The following is a 19,389-nucleotide window of genomic DNA, read 5'->3' as shown; positions in this document are numbered from 1 at the left end:
CGGGCCTGGCGGAGGCTTCCACCGGCACGGCAACCTTCGGCGACCCGGCGGCCACCACAGGGCATGACGTCTGCACCACGCACATCGGCCCACCGCCGGGTCCGCGCCTACCGCAAGCCCGCGATCGGACTCCTCACCGCCGGCGGTCTGCTGGCCGGCGCCTGGTACGCCACCGCAGGGACAAGCTCCTGGTCTCCTGGGAGTCCCTGAAGAACGCCAGGTGCTCGGCCGGCACCTGTACCGGCACCTTCACGGGAACGCACCTGCGGCTGGTGGACTGGAACGGCAGGTTCGTGAGCGCCGGCACCGTGGTGAGCGCGCGGTTCACCGGTGACATCGCGGTCCTCAAGGACGGCGCCCTCACCTGGACCTGCCCGCCCGTCACCCCGAGCTACGGCACTCCTCTCACGGGATCGTCCCCGGCCACGACGACGCTGCGGATCGCGCGCCTCTCGCCGTGACGCGGGCGGCCGTCCGACGCGGCTCAGCCCCGCGCGACGGGCTCCACCTCCACTCCGTCCTCCTGCCACCGAACCCGCAGCCCGGCGCCCCCGTTCCACAGCACGGTCAACTCCCGTTCGCCGTCGGCGCGTACCACCGCCGTCTTTGCCAACGGTTCGGCGTCCGCCGCGCCGGTGAGCCGGCTCAGCGCGGCGAACAGGGTCGGGCCCTCGCCCGTGACCCCGGTCAGCGTGTCGTCGAGGCCCACGGCGGGCAGCAGCTCGGCCCGGAGTCCCTCGGGTGCCGCCCACCCGGTCACCCGGACCGGCGTTCCGGGGGGTGCCCCCGTCACCAGGAAGGCCCGTACCTCCGCGGCGCCGTGCACGAGCACCGCACTCGTCACCCGGGCGCCCGAACCGGCCCAGTGCCGCGAGGCCGCCCAGCCCTCGCCCACGCCCAGCGGCTCGATCCGCGTGCGGCCCGGGTCGTCGCCGACGAGCACACTGTTGTCGTAGGACGCCGAGGGCTCCGTCACCGTCGAGTAGCCGAGCCTGGTGTAGTACGGGTCGTAGCGGACGTCCTCGCTCCCGTGGTTGTGCAGGCGGACGACACCGTCCGAACGCGTCGACTGGAACAGCCAGTTGGCGGGCGTGACCGGGGTGACCGCGTCGGCGCGCTCCGCCGGGCCCGGTTCCTCCGCCGCCGTCCACACCTCGTGCTCCGGCGGGAGCAGCAGGCCGAGGAAGCCCTTGCTCGCCCAGTACGGGGACGCCGGTCCCGAATAGCCCTGCAGCACCGCCGCGTCGGGTCCGTGCCAGCCCAGGGTCAGGAGTCCGCGGGCGTCCACCGCGCCCCGGTCCAGGAAGTACTTCAGCGCGCCGGAGGCCAGCCGCCGGGTCTCCCCGGGGGACAGCGGGGTGCGGTCCGTGAGCGCGCCCAGCCACAGCGGGGCGGTGGTCGCGAAGCGGTACGTCAGGGAGCGGCCCTGGTGCATGGGTGCGCCGTCGCCGCCGAACAGGCGGGCGTAGTCGGCGAGATGGCGTTCCAGGCGGCCGCCGTACAGGTCGAGCAGCTTCTCGTCGCCGGCGAGCCAGGCGTGCAGCACCGGGTAGAGGTGCATCGCCCAGCCGTTGTAGTAGTCGTACTTGCGGCCGTCGCCGTCGGTGTACCAGCCGTCGCCGGCGTACCAGTCCTCGATGCGGGCCAGTCCGTGGTCGATCGCCCGGTGCGCGGATTCGGTCTCGTGGCCGATCTCCGCGAGGAAGCCGCCGACCGTGACCGGGAACAGCTCCCAGTTGCAGGGCCAGGGTTCGGCGGTCAGAGCGTCGCTGAGCCAGGCCGCGGCGCGCTGTCGTACGGCGTCGTCGAGCCGGTCCCAGAGCAGGGGGCGGGTCAGGCGCAGGGCGAGGGCGATCGACGCGGCCTCGACCAGCGGCTGGCTGCGGTCCTCGATGCGCGGCCAGCCGCCCGAGACGCCGGCCGCGAGTCCGTCCGCGTACCGCTGGAGCGCGGTCTCGTCACGGCGGAAGGCGGCGAGGAGCAGGGTGCGGGCGTACCCCTCCAGGCCGTCGGAGAGCCGGCCCGACCAGCTCTGGTGGTCGCCGGGGAGGTGGTAGAGGGCGCGGTCGTCGGTGGCGTACGGCTCCACGGCGGCGAGCAGCGCGTCGGCCGCGGCCTCCCAGTGGGCGCGGGTGTAGCCGGTGCGCGGGCTGCGGCCGCGGTCCTCGGGAGGCAGCTGCATCGGGGCTCTTTCTCGCTCGTACCGGACCTCGGGCCGTTCGGACCTGGGGCGCCCCGGTTCCGGTCGGGACGCCCCAGGGGCTCATCCCGCCCGCACGGTGCCGCGGGGCACCAGGTGCTGGGCGAGCAGTTCGTCGCGCACCAGGCCCGCGTAGACGGTGGCTCCGTACGCGGAGGTGTGCGTGTTGTCCTTCTTCTCGTCGTACAGGTACAGCGCCTTGGAGCCCTCCACGCCGAGGGACTCCACCAGCGCCTTGGTCTTCGCCGTGAGGTCGATCAGCGGAACGTCCTCGGCGGCGGCGACCGAGCGGATCACCTCAGGATGATTGACGCCGAGCCCGTTGACCAGAAGCGCGATGTCGTTGTTCAGCGTGCCGTCGGCGTTGAACCAGCGGCGCACGATGGGTGTGACCAGTACCGGCCGGCCGCCCTTCTCCCGTACCCCCGCCACCAGCGTCTCCAGATTCGCGCGGTAGGTCGCCTCGTCCGTGGTCGAAGTGGTGGTGAGAGTTGACGACCAGCACAGGCAGCCGGGTGAGCCGTCGGACCTGCTCTCTCCGCACCACTTCTCGTCCACCTTGCCTGCTGAGAAGTCGCGTTGGACGAGGTCCGGGGCAGGCGGCGCGAGCCGGTCCGGGACGGTGGTGCGCTTGCGGCGCCGCAGATGGCGTCCCTCGATTCGGTTGAGTCGCATCAGGCGCTCGACGCGCTTGCGGTTGACGGCGTGCCCGAAACCCCGCAGCTCGGCATGCACGCGGCGGACCCCGTAGGTGCCCTTGTGCGCGGTGTGGACCTCGCGGATCTCTGCAACCAGGGCGTCCTCAGCGGCCTGCCGCACGGTGCGGGCCTTCGCGCCGGCGAGCCACTGGTAGTAGCCCGGGCGCGAGACCTGAAGGACCCGGCATATCCGCTGCACGCCGAAGTCGGCGCGGTTGGCGGAGATGAAGTACCAGCGGCGGGTCTTCACTTCACCTCCCGGGCAAAATACGCAGCTGCCCGACGCAGGATCTCCCGCTCGAGCTCCCACTCCTTCTCCGCCTTGCGCAGCCGGCCGTTCTCCGCCCGCAGCCGGGCCAGTTCCTCGTCCCGGCTCTCCGTGTCTTGTTCACCGCGGCCGCGATCGCGGCCGGCATGTTCGTCAGCCTGCCGCACCCAGCTGCGGAGCGTCTCGCCGGTCACCCCCACGTCCGCCGCGACCGCCGCATACGTGCGCTTCCCGCCCGCCGCGCGGTACAACGCGACGGCGTCATTCCTGAACTCCTCCGGATACGGAGACTTCCGTCCCACCAGGACACCCTTCCTCGGATCTGCAAGATCCATTGTCAGCGTGTCCACACCGCCGGGGGCACCTCACGACCTCGACCTCGACCCACCACCGTCACCCTGAAACGCTGATCTCATGCAACCCCGCGTCCTCCATCCGGGGTCAGGCGCCTCCGCCGCTCGGGCCATCAGGCAGGCTCGTGCCGGTGTGCCTCCAGGGTTTTCGCCAGGAGGGCGTGGAGTTGCCGACGCTCGTCGGCGTTCAGTCCTGCCAGCAGTTCGGCCTGGGCCTGGTCGGCGTGGGACTGGAGCTCGTCAAGGTGGTGCAGCCCCGCCCGGTTCACAGTGACGACGTTGCGGCGTCGGTCCTCCGGGTCGGCGTGACGGTCGACATGGCCCCCGGACTCGAGCCGCTTCACGATGCCGCTGACGTCGTTGCGGTCCAGGCCGAGCCGCCTGCCTAGATCGGCCTGGCTGAGCGGGCCGTACTCCTCCAGGGCGGCAAGGACGGCGAAGTCGGCGCGTGCGGTCAGTGGCATGTGGCGCGCTGTCATACGTGCTCCGGCCGTGGACACCTTGTTCGCCTGCCAGCTGGTGAGTGCCCGCAGTCGTGCGGGCGCCTGGACGTCGTCCTCCGCCTTGCCCGTCCCTCCACTGGTGCTCAACTCCTCAGCGCTGCTCATGTCCTCACTGTAACCGTTGGGATGCCCCACAGAATTGTGTTACGTTGGCCTAGCCAACGTTGGATGGGCCAACATAAATGTGGCGGTCCGTCGTCGGTCCAGCCCTGCTGATTCGCACTCACCGAGTCCGGAGTCCTCAACCCAGGCCCACAGGCCCGTACCCAGCGACCCGGATCCACGAGCTCAGCCCTGCCAAGGAGGCAGTTCCATGTCCGACCACACCTCGCTCCCCGACCTTTCCGAACGGCGCGTCCTGATCCCCGGCGGTACCGGAGGAGTGGGGGAGGGCGCGGTACGCGCCTACCTCGCCGCCGGCGCCCAGGTCGTGGTGCCCACGCGCAGCCAGGAGCGCGCGGAGGAGTTCCGTGCGCTGCTCGGCAAGGCGGCGACCGAGCGTCTGCACCTGTTCGAGTTCGACTACACGACCTTCGCGGGCGCCGAGACGCTTCTCACGACCATGGTCGAGCGCCTCGGCGGCGTGGACGACGTCGTCGCTCCGATCGGCGGCTGGTGGCACGGCAAGCAGTTGTGGGAGACCGACGAGGCGGACTGGCAGGCCGCCTTCGTGGACCTGGCGACCGCGCACATGGCCGTGCTGCGCGCCGCCCTGCCCCGGATGACCGACCAGGGCGCGTACTCGGTGGTCGTGGGCCAGTCCGCCCACTTCCCCGTACCCGGCAGCGGGCTGGTGAGCATGGAGCAGACCGCGCTCCTGATGATGCAGCAGGTGCTCGCCGCCGAACTGCAGGGCGCCAAGCGGGTGTTCCTGCTCGAACTCGGCCCCGTAGCCACCCGCTTCGTCGAAACCTCCGACCCCGCCCAGGTGACGTCCGCGCAGATCGGCGCGGTCGCCGTCGCCGCCTCCGCCTCGACCCAGCCCGGCCGCCAGGTGCAGCTGCACGACTCGGCCCAGGCCGAGGCCGCCCTCGTCTCCTTCGGAACTTTCGGAGCCGCCCTGTGAACGCCACCGGTCTGACCTACGAGGTCCTCGTATCCCAGGCCATCCCGCTCGCCCTTCCGGATCTCCTGCCGGACGGAGGCACCCGCACCTGGGCGCCGGTCTCCACGACGCTGATCCTCGGCCGCCACGAGGCGGTCCTCGTCGACCCCCCGCTCACCGCCGCCCAGGCGGACATCGTCGCGGAGCGGGTGCAGGCCGGCGGCAGGAAGCTGACTTACCTCTTCTCCACCCACGCGCACGGCGACCACTGGTTCAGCGCCGCGAGCATCGCCGAACGGTTCCCCGGCGCCCAGGTGGTGGCCACGGCGTCGACCATCGAGCAGATGCACCGCGCCGCCCAGACGCGCGCGGGATTCTGGGACCGCATCCTGCCCGGTCAGATCCCGGACTCGCCCGTCACCGCCACCGCCGTCGAGGAGCTCGGCAACCGGATCCTCCTCGAAGGACACGACCTGCGTGTCATCGAGGTCGGGCACAGCGACACCGACGACACCAGCGTGCTGCACGTCCCCGACCTCGACCTCGTCGTCGCCGGCGACGTCGTCTACGACGGGGTCCACCAGTACCTCGTCGAAGCCCGTGACGGAGGCCTCGACGCATGGCGCCACGCCATCGACAGGGTCGAGACCCTGGGCGCGCGCAACCTCGTCGCAGGCCACAAGAACCGGGACCACGACGACAACGCCGAGCGACAGATCCTCGAAACCCGTCGCTACCTCGACGACGCCGGGGAACTGCTCAAGGTGGAGCCGACGGCGCAGGGCTTCTACGAGGCCATGGCCCAGCGGTATCCGGACCACCTCAACCGCAGCAGCCTCTGGGGCAGCGGCCAGGCCCTCTACGCAGGCCACAGCTGAGACTCCGCGCGGAAGGCGCAGGAAGCAGGACGGACAACGGATGGGCAGGCCTTGATTAGGATCCGTGGGGCCTGGAAAGGTCTGCCCAGACCACATACGTGATCGCAGACGTGCAACGGACCGGCAACGCCGAGGAACAGGCCGAGTACCGGTCGAAGGTGGTGGCGACGCTCGAGCCCTACGGCGGCCGGTACTTGGCCCGAGGCAGGCGGGTCTCGGTTGCGGAGGGCGGTTGGGAACCCGGGTCGCTCGTCCTGGTCGAGTTGCCTGACCTGGCCGCGGCGCGCGCCTGGAACGACTCCCCGGAGTACCGGGCGATCACCCCCCGCGCATCCGGAACACGGACAGCAAACGGCTGATCGTCCAGGGGCTCTGACGCCGGCCGAGGGTGTCAGACGTCGATCACCTCCGCCAGATCGGCGGGGGTGACGTCGCCGGGTTCGCGCCCGTCCGGGAAGAGGCGCACCCCGGCTGCCTCGTACCGACACATCGCGACCTCGAAGAGCCGACCTCAGTAATGAGAACCAAAAGCGGGGCGGCTGCGCGCCAGTCACCATGGTCGTCCCGGCGGTGCCGGTAGTTATCCTTGGCCCGGTGAGGTGGTGATCGTGGAGAACGCCCAGAGGTAGCCGGCGTGGTTGAGGCGGTCGTTCTTGATCGAGCGGCGGGTGATGCTCGACTTCTTCCCGGATGCCCTGGTGATGGGCGAGGAGCCGGCGTATGCCTTCAGGCTGCGGGCGTCGGCGAAGCGGGTGTGATCGTCCCCGATCTCGGCGAGGACCCGGGCACCGAACTGGGCGCCCAGTCCGGGGAAGCTCAGGAGCACCTCGGCGTCCGGGTGCTGAGGGAACGTCTCTTCCACCGCCTTCGCGAGGTCACCGGCGGCGGTGCAGGCGGCCTCCAACTGGACCACGAGGGCGAGCATCTGCCTGCCGAGTGCCTCCCCGACCAGCGGCAGCTGATGGGCGTAATCGCCGCGGAAGACGTCTCGCTGCCGGTCGGCCTCGGCTTCGATGCCGCGTTTGCGGCCGGCCCGCCTGAGTGCGGCCTGGATCTGGGCTCGGGTCAGCCGCGCGGCCTTGGCAGGCGTCGGTGCGGAATTGAGCGCACTAATCCCAGGCCTCGAGCAGGCGCGGGTCGGGCCAACACCTCACGAGCCGTTCGTGGCACCAGCGCACCCCGCGGGTCTCGGCCGCGCAGGAGCTGAAAGGCTCGCGTGCTGCAAGAGGTCACCGCGCGGTGGGCTCGTACCACAAGTGCCAACGAAACCAAGGAAGTTGAGGTCAGATGGGTGGCGCCGGAGGTGCCGATCTACGTTTGGGCCTGACCTGCCGGTGACTCCAAAGGCATCCCTCCGACGCCAGAGGCAGGCCGGACCGGCGTGCAGATCCTGGCGGCCTTAACAACGGATTAGTGACTCAAGCAAGCGTTGTAGGCCAGACTGGGACAAGGCCCTCAGGAACCTCCAGGGTTGAACTGGACGTTCACCTGCCAGATTTGCACGGTGGCCTGCCTCATGCGCAGGGAGCGAAGACCGTCACCGGATGCACGCCCCCGGCACCCGCCCGCGCACACCCGCACGGTGATCGCCTACACCATCACGCGGGACGCCATCAGAGCGACACGAAGCTGTCTCTCACCGATGCGGCGATCCGGCAGACCCGCAAGGACCTCGATCACCTCACCGTGCTGCCCGCCCAGGCCGCGCAAGCCGTCTTGAAGACATGCCTGCGCGCGTGGGTCAACTGCTGGGAAGGTCGCGCCGAGGAGCCCACCTACAAGGGCCGGTTCCGCTCCGCGATGTCCGTGGACATCCCGCAGGGCCGCGACCTGGACATCACGCGGGTGCACCGCCGGTGGGGCATGGTCAACACTCCCAAGGTCGGCCGGGTCCGTATCCGCTGGACCGAGGATCTCCCTGTCGGGAGCAGGGCGAACGAGAAGAACCGGATCACCGGCGGCCGCCTCGTCAAGCACGCGTTGGGCTGGCACATCGCCTTCCGCGTGCAGACCCTTGAACGCGCCCCCGAGCCCCACCAGGGGCCGGAGGTCGGCGTCGACGCTTGAGTCGACATCCCCCACGCCCTGTCCAACAAGGATCACCAGGACCATGGCCGCACGCGACGCCTGCCGAACGGTGACTCCGACCGCGACAAGTGGCTCACCCCGAAGGAAAAGGCCAAGCTCCTCCGCCTGGAGCGGCCGGCCGCACACCGCAAGACGTTCCGCAAGGGCGGGGAAAGGGCCTCCAGGCGTTTGCAGCACACCTACGACCAGATCAAGCAGCTCCGAGCAAAAGCCACGCGACGAGCCCTGGACCGGCAGCACCAGACCACCGCGTATCTCGCCCGCACATACGGCGTGCTGGTGGTCGAACAGCTCAACATCCTCGGCATGACCAAGAGACCGGCCCCCAAGCCCGACCCCGACAACGAGGGCGCGTTCCTGCGCAACGGGGCCAGGGCGAAGGCCGGACTCAACCGCTGCATCGCCCAGGAGGCGTGGGGGCCGACCGTGACGATGCTGACGTACAAGACCGCCCGATACGGCGGCCGGTTCGTCAAGGTTTCCGCCCCGCACACCTCCCAGCGATGCTCAGCCTGCGGATTCACCACCCCCGGCAGCCGAGAGAGCCTGGAACTGTTGTCCTGCAAGAACCCCGACTGCGGCTGGACGGCGAACGCCGACTGGAACGCGGCTCGGAACATCTTGCACCTGTACCGGACCAACCACGTCATCGTGGAGGTCCCGGCCGCCGGAAGGCGCGGTCACAGGGCGGGTAAAACCGTCAAGCCTGTGGTCGGTTTGACAAAGGTGTCGGCTCCGTGCGCGTTCGCGTCGGCTCCGTCTGCTGGATGTCAGCTCGTGGTCAGGAGCCGCCGGACCCAGGCGGTTCGGGTCGCCGACGCGGTCTGGGACAGCGCAGCCTGTGGCGCCATGCCGTCGAATCCGTGGAAACCTCCCGGCCAGACGTGCAGTTCGCACTGGACGCCGGCCTGGAGCAGCCGGGCGGCGTAGTCGATGTCCTCGTCGCGGAAGGTCTCGACGGAGCCGACATCGACGAACGCGCTGGGCAGGCCCGCCAGGTCGGTCGCCCGGGCCGGGGCGGCGTAGATGCTCACCTGGTCACCGCCCCTGCGTTCGCCGAGCAGCGCGTTCCATCCGGTCGCGTTGCTGGTGGCGTCCCAGATCCCCTCGCCCTCGAGTTCCCGGCTGCTGCGAGTGAGGAAGCGGTCGTCGAGCATCGGGCACATGAGTACCTGCCCCAGCAGCCGGGGGCCGCCGCGGTCGCGCGCCAGCAGGGCCACGCCGGCCGCGAGCCCGCCGCCGGCGCTCGCCCCGGCGACGACGATGCGCTCGGGGTCGCCGCCGATCTCGGCGGCATGCTCGTGAATCCACAAGAGCCCCGCGTAGCAGTCCTCGACCGGGGCCGGGTCGGGGTGTTCCGGTGCCAGGCGGTAGTTCACCGACACCACCACCGCCCCGGTGTCGACGGCCCAGTCCAGCACGCCCGCCACCCCGGTGCGGTGATCGCCGATGATCATGCCGCCACCGTGCATGTAATAGAAGACGGGCGCGCCTGGCGCCGAGCCCACCGGCTTGAGGACGAGCAGCGAGACGTCGGGAGCACCCGGTGGGCCGGGTACGGACAGGTTCTGCAAGTGGACGGTTCCGTTGCGTGTGAGGGCCTCGTCCGGGACCGCGAACATGGGGTTGGACCGCAGGTCCTCGATGTCCTCGGCGGTGATGGTCGGTGACAGGTGGTCGTGGACGACCGCCAGTACTGCGGCGAGCTCCGGGTCGAGCGGTGGGTGCGTCCTGGACATCGGCGGTTCCTCGGTTTCAGGGGGCGGTGATCTTGTCGGAGAGGGGGGCGATGATGGTGTCGGCGGCCCAGCGGGCGACCGCGGGCGGATAGGGCGCGTGGAGTCCGAGGACGATGTGGCTGAACCCGCCGTCGAGCGCCGCGCGGATGGTGTTGCGGGTGTCCTGGGGACGGTCGTAGGAGACGGGCAGGACGATGGATCGGGTGATCTCGGCCGGATTGCGGCCGATCTCGTTGCACAGCCGATCCAGTGCGGTGCTGCGCTCCATCGCCTTGTCGATGCTGCCGCCGGGCATGTTCCAGCGGTCGGCGTGCTCGGCCGCCACGCGCAGCGTCGCGGTGGCCTGCCCGCCGATGAGGATCGGCGGGCAGGGGCGCTGGAGGGGTTTGGGACTGCAGAACGCCCCCGTCAGGTGGTGGTGGTCACCATGGAAGTCGAACGGTGCGGTTTCGGTCCACAGTCTGCGGATGATCGTGCACGCTTCGGCGAGGCTTTCCACCGCGTGGGTGCCGTCGTGGAACGGAAGGCCGTGAGCCGCGTACTCACGTCGGGCGTGCGGCGCATCGGGCCGCGAGCCGACGCCGATGCCGAACTCGAGCCGGCCGCCGGAGACGACATCGACGGTGGCGGCGATCTTGGCCAGCAGGGCCGGTGCGCGGAACCTGTTGCTGGTGACCATCACGCCGAGCCGCAGCCGCTCGGTGCGGGCAGCGAGAGCGGACAGCAGCGTCCAGCCCTCGAAGGTGGGACCGTTCGGGTCTCCGCCGAGCGGCATGAGGTGGTCGAACAGCCAGGCGTGTTCGATCTGCGGGATACCGTCCGCCTCGTGCCAGACCCGGAGGACGTCGTCGTATGCGACCTGTGCGGGGGCGGTCATGATTCCGAAACTGGGTCCGCGGGCCGGGGCGAGGGGGCTGGTCACTTCGAGTCGATCTTCCCCAGCGGTTCGCCGGCCTCGGCCAGTGACCGTCGGGCGGCGGGCCAGGCGTCGTCGTCGAGGCCGAGCGCGGTGCGCAGGTAGGCGAGGGTCGCCTGCTGGACGACCGCTACTCGCTCGCGGCTTTCGTCGGTGGTCCGGGTGTCGTGGTATCCCTGGATGCCGCCGAGTCCGTGTTCCGCGCCGAACAGGGTCAGCAGATCGGTGACACCCGGGCCCAGACGGTAGCCGTCGGTGAACCAGTCCGGGCCGCGCACCGTCAGCGGGTTCTGGTCCGCGTCGCCCGCGACCACGAGGCTCGGAGTCTTCAGCTCGGCGAAATCAGGGCTCATGAACGGGAAGTACTGGACGGCCAGCGGGCTCAGGTCGGCGCCGCCGGTACCGGGCAGGCACAGCAGCACCGCCGCCCTCACCCGGGAATCGGTCATGCTCTCGCCGGGCGTGCCGTCCGCGTCGACCACCCGTGCGCCCGCAAGGGTGCTGGCGGTCTGTGCGCCCCAGGAGTGTCCGGCGACCGCGATGCGGTCGTGGTCGATACGGCCGGCCAGGCCGGGTACGGCGGCTTCGACGGCGTCGAGTTGGTCCAGGATGCCGGTCAGATCGTCCGTGCGGATGCGCCAGATGAGCGGGTTGCGGGGGTCGTCGGGGGGCAGCCCCAGCGAGTCGAGGTGAGTGGGCTGGATGACGACGAACCCATGCGCGGCCCAGAAGTCGACCAGCGGTGCGTAGTCGTCCATGCCCAGGGTCATGCCGTGCGAGAAGACCACGACGGGCAGGTGGTGACCGGTTGTCGGCGCGGTGACCCGCACCCGCAGATCCTCGCCACGGTCCGGGGCGGACAGCGTGATCGGCCGGACGGAGACGACCGGGACGGTGGAATCGCTGCCGCCGTCAGGTGTGGTGCTGGTCATGGCATGGCGCCTTTCAGGGGACGTCGAGTGGCTCGAAGAGCGCGACATCTGCCAAGATGACAAATACGGAGCGCTGCTCCGATTCGGAGCGTACGGAGCGTTGCTCCGTTTTACAAGCGGAGGCCCTCCCCGATGCCCACACCCCCGACCGACCCGTCCCCCGCCGGCCGCAATCGAGCCGACGTCCGCCGCAACGAACAGGCCCTGCTGGACGCCGCGGCCGCCGTGTTCGTACGCGCCGGCGTCCACGCCCCCGTGCGGCAGATCGCCGCCGAGTCAGGACTCGGCATGGGCACCATCTACCGCCACTTCCCCACCCGGGCGGATCTGGTGGTCGCCGTCTTCAAGCACCAGGTCGACGCCCTCGCCACCACCCCCAGGGATGCCACGGCCCCCGCCACCGACCCGCCGTACCAGGCCCTGCGTACGTGGGTGCACCGATTCGCCGACTTCCTGGTCACCAAGCACGGCCTCGCCGAAGCCATGCACTCCGACCAGGCCGGATTCGAGAATCTGCACAACGAGTTCGTCGAACGCCTCCTGCCCGTCCTCGACCGGCTGCTGACGGCATCCGCCGCCGCGGGCTCCACACGCCCCGACGTCCGCGCGTACGACCTCATGCTCGCCATCGGCAACCTGTGCATCGGAGTCGAAGCGTTCCCCGACTACCGCGCCCACCAGATGATCGACCTGCTGCTCGCCGGCCTCACCCGCACCGACCCGGCGACGCAAGAACACGAAGGAAACTGAGCACGCCTGCACCGTTCGCGCGAGGCCGCCTGGCCGACGAGGGCCTCGACTCGGCCGTCCGCTGCCCGACGCGACGGCGGTGCGGTGCGCTAATGCCGTGAGGTGGTCGGCAGGACCTGGTCGCTCGAGCGGTCGGCGAGCACGGACGACAACTCGTCGAAGTTGTCACGGAAGAGCGTCCGCAGATCCTGGCGCTCCGGATCGCCGTACCACCGGGCGGGCGCGCCGCGGAACACGCGCATCGCCACCTCGGCGGCCACGGTTGCCGCCTGCTCGGCAGCGCCGCGTTCCCGCAACGCCTCGGCCATCGAGGCGGCGAGCTCGGCGTGCTTGGTCAGGTCGCGCTCGCGCAGTCCGGGATTGGCCGCGAGGAGATTCTTCCGAACGATCGCGGCACGCCGATTGCGCTGGATGGCCTCACAGCGCTGTTCGAAGTCGGCGACGACGGTGTCGACGGGCGATGTTCCCTCCGGGGTGCCCGCGATGACGGCGACGGCCTCGCGCTGCATCGTCTCCATGGAGTGGAAGAAGACGTCGCGCTTGTCCGGAAAGAGCCGGGAGAAGGACCGCTCTCGGGACGTGCCGGATCCGCGCCTTCGCGGGCCGGGCCGCCAGGTTTTCGCCACCGCTTACGGGGACCCGTGGCGTCTTGGGCGAGAGCGTCGAGGAATACGCCCGGATCCCAGGTTCAGCACCGTGCTGAGGTCGACGGCCTCGGCAACCCCTTCCGCGGTGACCCCAGCCAGTTGCTCACCATGAGCTTCAGGGCCCCGTCCACGGGCGCGGTAGGGATTCAGATGACCACCGTCGGTGGCCGGCCGGCTCGGCGACGGCAGCCGGCTCAACAGCCTCATCCTGCATCAGGGCTTCGGCGTCGTTGGATCGTGTCCGGTTCATGATGGTTCGTTGAGCGTCGCCGACAGTCTGCGCGCCGACAGTCTGCGCGCCGAACCCACCGAACTGGGCACGGAACCTCGACGGCGGCGTCATCCGGGACGACGTACGCTCGATCAACGTCGACCGCCTTGAGGCGTCGGGCGGCATGCGGCTCTAGCTGGTGCTGTGACAGGAGCCCACAGCACCAGGGTCCGCCCTCGATCTTGCCCGTTTGCTCCTCGGCTGCCCGTACGCCGGGGAAAGCCGCGCTCGCCGCCGGCGGGCCGGGGCCGGGGCTGAACCATCATGGGCAGCGGCGGCCTGCCGGCGGTCCGCCATGGGCGGCGGGGACGGCGTCGACGGCGGAGCGCCCGTTTCGACGGAGCAGGCCCCGACGACCCGAGGGGAAGATGGACGTGAGCACCGAGCCCGGACACGACGGCACCGCGGCGGCACCACATCCGCGGGGGCTTGATCTCGCAGACCGTATCGACGACGGCGAGAGCTTCGACTACGTCGTGTGCGGCGCCGGTTCCGCGGGCTGCGTCGTCGCCGGCAGACTCGCGGCCGACCCCGATGTCACCGTGCTGCTCGTGGAGAGCGACGACGACGCCGACAGCGTGCGCGATCCGGACCTGTGGCCGCTCAACCTCGGCAGCGAGCGGACATGGGGTCATATCACGGAGCCGAACCCGCACCTGAACGGCCGCCGGCTGGACTACGCGACGGGCCGCGGACTGGGCGGCGGCGCCATCAACGCCGGCGTGTGGGCCCGCGGGCACCAGAGCGACTGGGACTCCTTCGCCGAGGCGACGGGTGACCCCGGCTGGGGTTACGCCCATGCGCTGGAGATGTATCGCAGGATCGAGGACTGGCAGGGCCCGGCCGATCCCGAACGCCGGGGCAGCGGCGGGCCCATGCACATCCGGCCGGCGCAGGACGTGCACCCGCTGTTCACCTCTTACCTGGACGGCGCCCAGAGCGTGGGGTTCCCCCGCTTCGACAGTTCCAACGGCGCCATGATGGAAAAGGACACCGGCTGCGCCGTCCGTGAGGAGAACATCCACGCGGGGCAGCGCCAGACCCCCTTCCGCGCCTACGTCGCCGGTCTGGTGGGCCGGCCGAACCTGACGGTCCTGCCGCACGCGACCGTCTCCCGCGTCCTGCTCGCCGGCCGCCGGGCCGTCGGCGTCGAGATCCTCCACGACGGTAGGACGCTGCGGGCTAACGCCTCGCAGGAGGTGGTCCTCTCGCTCGGCGCGATCGGCACGCCGGCCGTCCTCATGCGGTCCGGGATCGGCGACGAAGCCGAACTGCGCCCCTTCGGCATCCCGATCGTCCAGCACCTGCCGGGTGTCGGCCGCAACCTCGACGACCACATGCGCGTCGGCTGCGTGTGGGAGGCCAAGGACGTACCGATGCCCCCGCCGACACGCAGCCAGGCGGTCTGCATGTGGCCCGACGACACCCGGCCCGGGGCACCGGAGTTCGTCATGTACCTCTCCCCCACCGCCTCCGTCTCCGCCGAGAGCGCCGCCCAGTTCCCGCCACCGGCCCGGAGTTTCACCCTGATGTCGGCCATGCGCCCGCGCGGAGGCAGCCGCGGCCGCGTCCACCTGGCAAGCACCGATCCGCTGGACCGGCCACGCATCGAGACGAACTTCCTCGCCGACCCCGACGACCTCCGGTCCGCCCTGTCCGCCGTCGCCATGGCCCGGGAGATCGGCAACTCCGCGGCGCTGCGCCCGTTCGCCGAGCGGGAGGTGTCTCCCGCGACGTCCTCCAGGTCCGTCTGCGAGGAGTTCGTGCGGAACTCCGTCGAGACCTTCTGGCACCAGAGCGGCACGGCCAGAATGGGACGCGACGGCCTCGCCGTCGTGGACGGTCGGCTCAGGGTCCACGGCATCGACGGTCTGCGGGTCGCCGACGCCTCGGTCCTCCCCCACGTCACGATCGCCAACACGATGGCCCCGTCCATGGTCGTGGGCGAGCGCGCCGCCGAGACGATCGGCGCCGACCGCGGCTGACGGACGCGCGTTCCGCAGGGCCGCCCGGCCCCGAGCCCCGACCGCCGGACGGCCACCGCGAACGGCATGGGCACCGGCGGTTCGGCCACCGTCTGCGAGCTGCGCCTGGTGGTCGAAGAGGCAAAAGTCGCTCGCGCTGGTGCCAACCACCGGCCGGCACGGCGATGGCCCGTGGCCTGCGTCCGTGAGCTCCGTCAGTGAGGCGGTGGGACGTCGGAGACGCCCGAGGCCGGCCGCGGGGTGAGCGGCCTTCACGACGGAGGCCGCCTCGCCGCCGAAGGGTTCATGATCCTCGACGACGGCGTCGCCAACCGGACCCTGCTCGACATCACCATGGCGCTGCAGTGGGTCCGCGACGGCATCGAAGCCTGCGGCGGCGCCCCCTCCAACGTCACGGTGGCCGGACAGTCCGCAGGGGCCAGGGCCACGCTCTTCGGCTGCCCCGGGGCGCGCGGCCCGGGGAACACCGGGATGTACCCGGCATCGACGTCGGGCGCGTAGGTGAACTGGTTCTCGGCAATGCTGGCGCTGTCGGATCGCGGTTGGCAGAAGATGCCGCGGCGGAAGGCACCGAGCAGGGCGTGCGGTGTGAGCTCCCCGCCGATAGCGACCGGGATGCCGGGGCAGGTACCCAGCTCAACGGTCTCCCAGGGGTCGGCTGAGGTGAGCATGGCCGGGGTGGTCATCGTGGACCTGCCGAGGAGATGAGCTGCGTGCAGAAGTCGGCGAAGTGGGAATGGTCGAAGACCGTGCGGATCGGGATGGCGCGCGCGAGTCGCCTGCGGGTGGCAACGATCATCCGTGTCGCCTGGACGGAGTCCCCGCCGAGAGCAAAGAAGTCGTCGTCGGGGCGGACATCGGTGACGCCGAGCGTCTCTCGCCAAATGGTCTGTACGACGTCTACCAGAGAGGCATCCCGGGCGGTTGGGCGGGCCATAGTCTGCTTCAGGGTGGTGATGTCGGCTTTCCCGGTGGGCCCCAGGGGGATCGCGAGCACGGCTTCGAGGCGAGGCAACATGTGGCGGGGCAGCCGCACGTCCAGGTGCTGTTGGACCTGGTGCAGTTCGGCGTGGTCGGCCAGTACGAGCCATGCGGTGAGCTGGGTCTGGCCATGGTGTTCACCGGCGCCCACAGCCACGTCGTGCACTCCTGGATGGGTGCGCAGTGCGGATTCGATCTCACCGAGTTCGACGCGGTAGCCGTTCACGGAGACTTGGTTGTCGGCCCGTCCTCGGAACTCCAGCGCGCCGGCGGTGTTGCGAAGCCCGAGATCACCGGTGCGGTAGACGCGAACCGGGGCGGGCTCGCCGGGCAGGTCCAGGTGTGTGAACTGCGTGGATGTCGGATCGGGATGCGTGTAGCCGCGAGCAAGGGACGTTCCGGTGACGCATATCTCGCCCACCTGGCCGTCAGGGACAGGCACCTGATGCTCATCGAGGATCAGGATCCTGCTGCCGGGCAGCTCCGTCCCGATCACCGGGTGTGGGTGGCGTGCGAGCTCGGCCACGGTCACGCAGACCCCCTCGCCGCCGCCGACGAACTCCAACACGAGCTGACCTACGACGGGCTGCGGACCGCCGAAGCCAGGGGCAGCAACCGCGGGCGCCGCCCCGCCGTGGCGGCCGACAAGACCAACACCGTCCAGACCGCGTACCTGGAAGGCTGCTCGATCACCGCCCTCGCCCGCAACCACCACGTCAGCCGCGGCCCGATCCGCACCGCCGTCGCCGACCTCCTGCCCGACCACACCGCCAACGAGGACGACGCCCCCGCCCCGGACGCGCCGGTCACCCTCGACATGGCGAGCAAGATCGCCGACCTCCTCCGCACCACCGAGCTGGAGCCCGCCGAGCGCGCCGCGCTCGACCAGGAGTGACCGTACGGCGCAGCCAGGGCTCCACCCTGCGCGTCACCGCCGTCCCCGCCGTACACCAGCAACTCCTCGCCCGCTGCCAGCCCCTCGACAGTGGCCCCGGCGTTCCGGCTGTTCCGGCCCAGCACAAAGCCCGCCGCGAGTACCAGCACCGCGTCAGCGCTCTGGCTAGTGGCACACCATAGCCAGCCTTTCGGGGCCACGATCATCCCGTGGCAGGTTTCTGGCGCCAGTTGACCGCCCCAGGACGATCCGCGGCTCCGCTGGAAGTGCCGCGGGTCAGGGCTGGTCGCCCACGAGGGTGATGGCGCGTGTCTCGGGAACTCCCAGCATCAGTAGGCTCGTGATCGTCGCTGCTCGTGCGCCGAGGGTCCCGTTCGACAGGTCGCTGTCCGCGATGGTGAACACGACGCCGTAGGCGACCTGGCTCAGAAGGCCCGCCGGCAGGTGCTGTGCGAACACGTCGCTGTCCTGGCCTCGTTTCACAAGGTCGGCGAGGAGTTCGTCGACCGGCCCGAGCAGGCCGTGGATCGCCTCGCCGTACTCGCCACGGCGCAGCGCCAGCAGCACTCGGTACCGGTGCGCCACCGGCCAGACGCGAGCAACGAATTCGACCCACGCCGCGTCCGCCGCCGCGTTGGAGGCGTTGACTTCGGTGAGCACGGCTGCCATCTCGGCGACGGCCCGCTCCGTGAGTGTCCGAACCAGGTCGAGGCGCGAGGGGAAATGGTCGTAGACCGTGCGACGGACGACGCCGGCAGTGGAGGCGATGTCGCCCATCCCGGCGTCCGGCTTCTCTCCCAGCAGGTCGAGGGCGACGTCGAGGATGCGATCGCGCGTCTCGATCATCGAGCGCGCACGGGAGGACTTGGCGGGCACGACACAATTATTGCACACCCGTGTACATCGAAATCCACTACACACAGGTGTACAGTGAATCTCGCTGTACACCCGTGTACAGCGGAAGGCCGCACTGTGCCTCGAAGCTCAGGAGAGGAGAAGAAGGCCATGACCGCACCGACGCCGCACGCCTCGGCCCTCGTCCGCCCGTTCACCGTCTCGATCCCGGAAGCGGAGATCGACGAGGTCAAGCAGCGACTGGCCAGAACTCGCTGGCCGGATCCGGAGACGGTGGGCGACTGGTCGCAAGGGGTTCGCGTGGCGAACGCCAGGTCTCTGGTCGAGTACTGGGAGCGCGGCTACGACTGGCGGCGCTTCGAGTCCGAACTCAATCGCTTCCCGCAGTTCCTGACCGAGATCGACGGGCTGGACATCCACTTCATCCACGTCAGGTCCAAGAACCCCCACGCGATGCCGCTGCTCCTCACGCACGGATGGCCGGGCTCGATCGTGGAGTTCCTGAAGGTGATCGGCCCGCTGACCGATCCGGTCTCCTTCGAAGGAGACGCCGCCGATTCGTTCGACGTCGTCGTCCCGTCGCTCCCCGGGTTCGGGTTCTCCCAGAAACCCACGCAGACCGGGTGGACCGTATCGCGCATCGCCAGCGCGTGGGCGGAGCTGATGAAGCGTCTCGGCTACACGAGATGGGCCGCGCAAGGCGGCGATTGGGGTGCCGTCGTCACCACCGCCCTCGGGGCCATGCAACCAGAGGGGCTTCTCGGAATTCATCTGAACACCCAGTACGCCTTTCCCGCACAGATACCCGACACCCTCACGCCCGAACAGCGCGACGCCATGGACACCCTCGCCCTCTACACCGGCGAACTCGGAGGCTCCAACCACCTTCAGGGCACGAAGCCGGAGACTGTCGGATTCGCCCTGGCGGACTCTCCCGCCGGCCAGGCGGCCTGGATCTACGAGAAGTTCCAGTCCAAGACCGACAACCACGGGCTCGCAGAGGACACCCTCAGCATCGACGACATCGTCGACACGATATCCCTCTACTGGTTCACCAACAGCGCAGCGTCGTCCGCCCGCATCTACTGGGAGAACAGATCGCTCACTTTCGCAGGCCCGAAGGTGACGCTTCCGGTCGCGGTGACCGTCTTCCCGAAGGACATCCCACGCGTGCCACGCAGCTGGATCGAAGACACCTACAGCAATCTGATCCACTACGGCGAGGCCGACAAGGGCGGGCACTTCGCCGCCTTGGAACAACCCGAGATCCTCGTCAGCGAAATCCGCACCGGCCTGCGCACCCTTCGCTCCTGACACCAACGCACGAACCCAGGAGCGCAGGCGTCTCGCTCGGGCACCACTGAATCGACCCAAGACGCCGGGAG

At 70.1% G+C, this 19,389-nt stretch carries 18 protein-coding genes and 3 pseudogenes; 11 read left to right on the top strand and 10 right to left on the bottom strand.

All coding sequences use genetic code 11. The features are described from left to right. Window positions 1–63: 63 nt before the first annotated feature. Both JF597_RS38110 and JF597_RS38105 read left to right on the top strand, forming a co-directional pair. Window positions 64–210, top strand: a complete 147-nt coding sequence (locus tag JF597_RS38110) for a hypothetical protein (RefSeq protein WP_294006810.1) — start codon at window positions 64–66, stop codon at window positions 208–210. A gap of 83 nt (window positions 211–293) precedes the next feature. Then, complete coding sequence (locus JF597_RS38105) at window positions 294–461, top strand: hypothetical protein (protein ID WP_294006807.1); 168 nt, start codon at window positions 294–296, stop codon at window positions 459–461. 23 nt (window positions 462–484) lie between these two features. Here JF597_RS38105 and JF597_RS38100 read toward each other — a convergent pair whose 3' ends face one another. The 3 genes and pseudogenes from JF597_RS38100 to JF597_RS38090 form a co-directional block, all read right to left on the bottom strand. After that, complete coding sequence (locus tag JF597_RS38100) at window positions 485–2,182, bottom strand: DUF2264 domain-containing protein (RefSeq protein WP_294006804.1); 1,698 nt, start codon at window positions 2,180–2,182, stop codon at window positions 485–487. Window positions 2,183–2,734: 552 nt separating this feature from the next. After that, window positions 2,735–3,468 (bottom strand): annotated as a pseudogene (locus JF597_RS38095) (IS3 family transposase); the annotation flags it as partial. 164 nt (window positions 3,469–3,632) lie between these two features. Then, window positions 3,633–4,127, bottom strand: coding sequence for a MarR family transcriptional regulator (locus JF597_RS38090; RefSeq protein ID WP_294006801.1), 495 nt, complete (start codon window positions 4,125–4,127; stop codon window positions 3,633–3,635). 208 nt (window positions 4,128–4,335) lie between these two features. Between JF597_RS38090 and JF597_RS38085 the strand changes: the two genes are divergently transcribed. The 3 genes from JF597_RS38085 (at window position 4,336) to JF597_RS38075 (ending at window position 6,304) form a co-directional block, all read left to right on the top strand. Then, window positions 4,336–5,088 carry an SDR family oxidoreductase gene (locus JF597_RS38085; RefSeq protein ID WP_294006797.1) on the top strand — a complete coding sequence of 251 codons (753 nt, stop codon included), beginning with the start codon at window positions 4,336–4,338 and terminating at the stop codon, window positions 5,086–5,088. Next, a complete protein-coding gene (locus tag JF597_RS38080; protein ID WP_294006795.1) occupies window positions 5,085–5,945 on the top strand; it encodes an MBL fold metallo-hydrolase in 861 nt (286 codons plus the stop codon). The genes JF597_RS38085 and JF597_RS38080 overlap by 4 nt, the downstream gene beginning before the upstream one ends. A gap of 98 nt (window positions 5,946–6,043) precedes the next feature. Continuing rightward, window positions 6,044–6,304, top strand: a complete 261-nt coding sequence (locus tag JF597_RS38075) for a DUF1330 domain-containing protein (protein WP_294006793.1) — start codon at window positions 6,044–6,046, stop codon at window positions 6,302–6,304. A gap of 175 nt (window positions 6,305–6,479) precedes the next feature. Here JF597_RS38075 and JF597_RS38070 read toward each other — a convergent pair. Continuing rightward, window positions 6,480–7,041 (bottom strand): annotated as a pseudogene (locus JF597_RS38070) (transposase); the annotation flags it as partial. 533 nt (window positions 7,042–7,574) lie between these two features. Here JF597_RS38070 and JF597_RS38065 point away from each other — a divergent pair. After that, window positions 7,575–8,708: pseudogene (locus JF597_RS38065) on the top strand (transposase); the annotation flags it as partial. Window positions 8,709–8,803: 95 nt separating this feature from the next. Here JF597_RS38065 and JF597_RS38060 read toward each other — a convergent pair. The 3 genes from JF597_RS38060 to JF597_RS38050 are packed head-to-tail and all read right to left on the bottom strand — an operon-like array spanning window position 8,804 to window position 11,620. Next, window positions 8,804–9,772, bottom strand: a complete 969-nt coding sequence (locus JF597_RS38060; RefSeq protein WP_294006791.1) for an alpha/beta hydrolase — start codon at window positions 9,770–9,772, stop codon at window positions 8,804–8,806. 16 nt (window positions 9,773–9,788) lie between these two features. Continuing rightward, window positions 9,789–10,649: an LLM class flavin-dependent oxidoreductase gene (locus tag JF597_RS38055; protein ID WP_294006790.1), complete on the bottom strand. Its 861-nt coding sequence runs from the start codon at window positions 10,647–10,649 to the stop codon at window positions 9,789–9,791. 41 nt (window positions 10,650–10,690) lie between these two features. Then, on the bottom strand, window positions 10,691–11,620 hold the full coding sequence (locus JF597_RS38050) for an alpha/beta fold hydrolase (protein ID WP_294006788.1): 930 nt from the start codon (window positions 11,618–11,620) through the stop codon (window positions 10,691–10,693). 132 nt (window positions 11,621–11,752) lie between these two features. Here JF597_RS38050 and JF597_RS38045 point away from each other — a divergent pair, with 132 nt between their 5' ends. Continuing rightward, window positions 11,753–12,370: a TetR/AcrR family transcriptional regulator gene (locus tag JF597_RS38045; RefSeq protein ID WP_294006785.1), complete on the top strand. Its 618-nt coding sequence runs from the start codon at window positions 11,753–11,755 to the stop codon at window positions 12,368–12,370. 89 nt (window positions 12,371–12,459) lie between these two features. On the opposite strand, the gene JF597_RS38040 is transcribed toward JF597_RS38045, so the two are convergent. After that, window positions 12,460–12,888 (bottom strand): hypothetical protein, encoded by a 429-nt coding sequence (locus JF597_RS38040; protein ID WP_294006782.1) that lies wholly within the window; start codon window positions 12,886–12,888, stop codon window positions 12,460–12,462. A 774-nt stretch (window positions 12,889–13,662) separates the two neighbouring features. Between JF597_RS38040 and JF597_RS38035 the strand changes: the two genes are divergently transcribed. Continuing rightward, the gene (locus tag JF597_RS38035; protein ID WP_294006778.1) at window positions 13,663–15,273 is read left to right on the top strand and encodes a GMC oxidoreductase; all 1,611 of its coding nucleotides are present in this window, start codon (window positions 13,663–13,665) and stop codon (window positions 15,271–15,273) included. 240 nt (window positions 15,274–15,513) lie between these two features. After that, window positions 15,514–15,774 carry a carboxylesterase family protein gene (locus JF597_RS55770; protein WP_366916501.1) on the top strand — a complete coding sequence of 87 codons (261 nt, stop codon included), beginning with the start codon at window positions 15,514–15,516 and terminating at the stop codon, window positions 15,772–15,774. A gap of 181 nt (window positions 15,775–15,955) precedes the next feature. On the opposite strand, the gene JF597_RS38025 is transcribed toward JF597_RS55770, so the two are convergent. Further along, window positions 15,956–16,786, bottom strand: a complete 831-nt coding sequence (locus tag JF597_RS38025) for a non-ribosomal peptide synthetase (protein WP_294006775.1) — start codon at window positions 16,784–16,786, stop codon at window positions 15,956–15,958. Here JF597_RS38025 and JF597_RS38020 point away from each other — a divergent pair. Further along, the gene (locus JF597_RS38020; protein ID WP_294006772.1) at window positions 16,760–17,149 is read left to right on the top strand and encodes a hypothetical protein; all 390 of its coding nucleotides are present in this window, start codon (window positions 16,760–16,762) and stop codon (window positions 17,147–17,149) included. The genes JF597_RS38025 and JF597_RS38020 overlap by 27 nt on opposite strands. Before the next feature lie 276 nt (window positions 17,150–17,425). Here the strand turns inward: JF597_RS38020 and JF597_RS38015 are convergent, their stop codons facing one another. Continuing rightward, window positions 17,426–18,025: a TetR/AcrR family transcriptional regulator gene (locus JF597_RS38015; protein WP_294006769.1), complete on the bottom strand. Its 600-nt coding sequence runs from the start codon at window positions 18,023–18,025 to the stop codon at window positions 17,426–17,428. A gap of 129 nt (window positions 18,026–18,154) precedes the next feature. Here JF597_RS38015 and JF597_RS38010 point away from each other — a divergent pair, with 129 nt between their 5' ends. Continuing rightward, on the top strand, window positions 18,155–19,318 hold the full coding sequence (locus JF597_RS38010; RefSeq protein WP_294006766.1) for an epoxide hydrolase family protein: 1,164 nt from the start codon (window positions 18,155–18,157) through the stop codon (window positions 19,316–19,318). Window positions 19,319–19,389: the final 71 nt, after the last annotated feature.

This window comes from Streptomyces sp., from assembly GCF_019510245.1.
Lineage (GTDB): Bacteria > Actinomycetota > Actinomycetes > Streptomycetales > Streptomycetaceae > Streptomyces.
The sequence above is the reverse complement of the archived record's forward strand: the minus strand, read 5'-3'. Positions and strand labels throughout refer to the sequence as shown.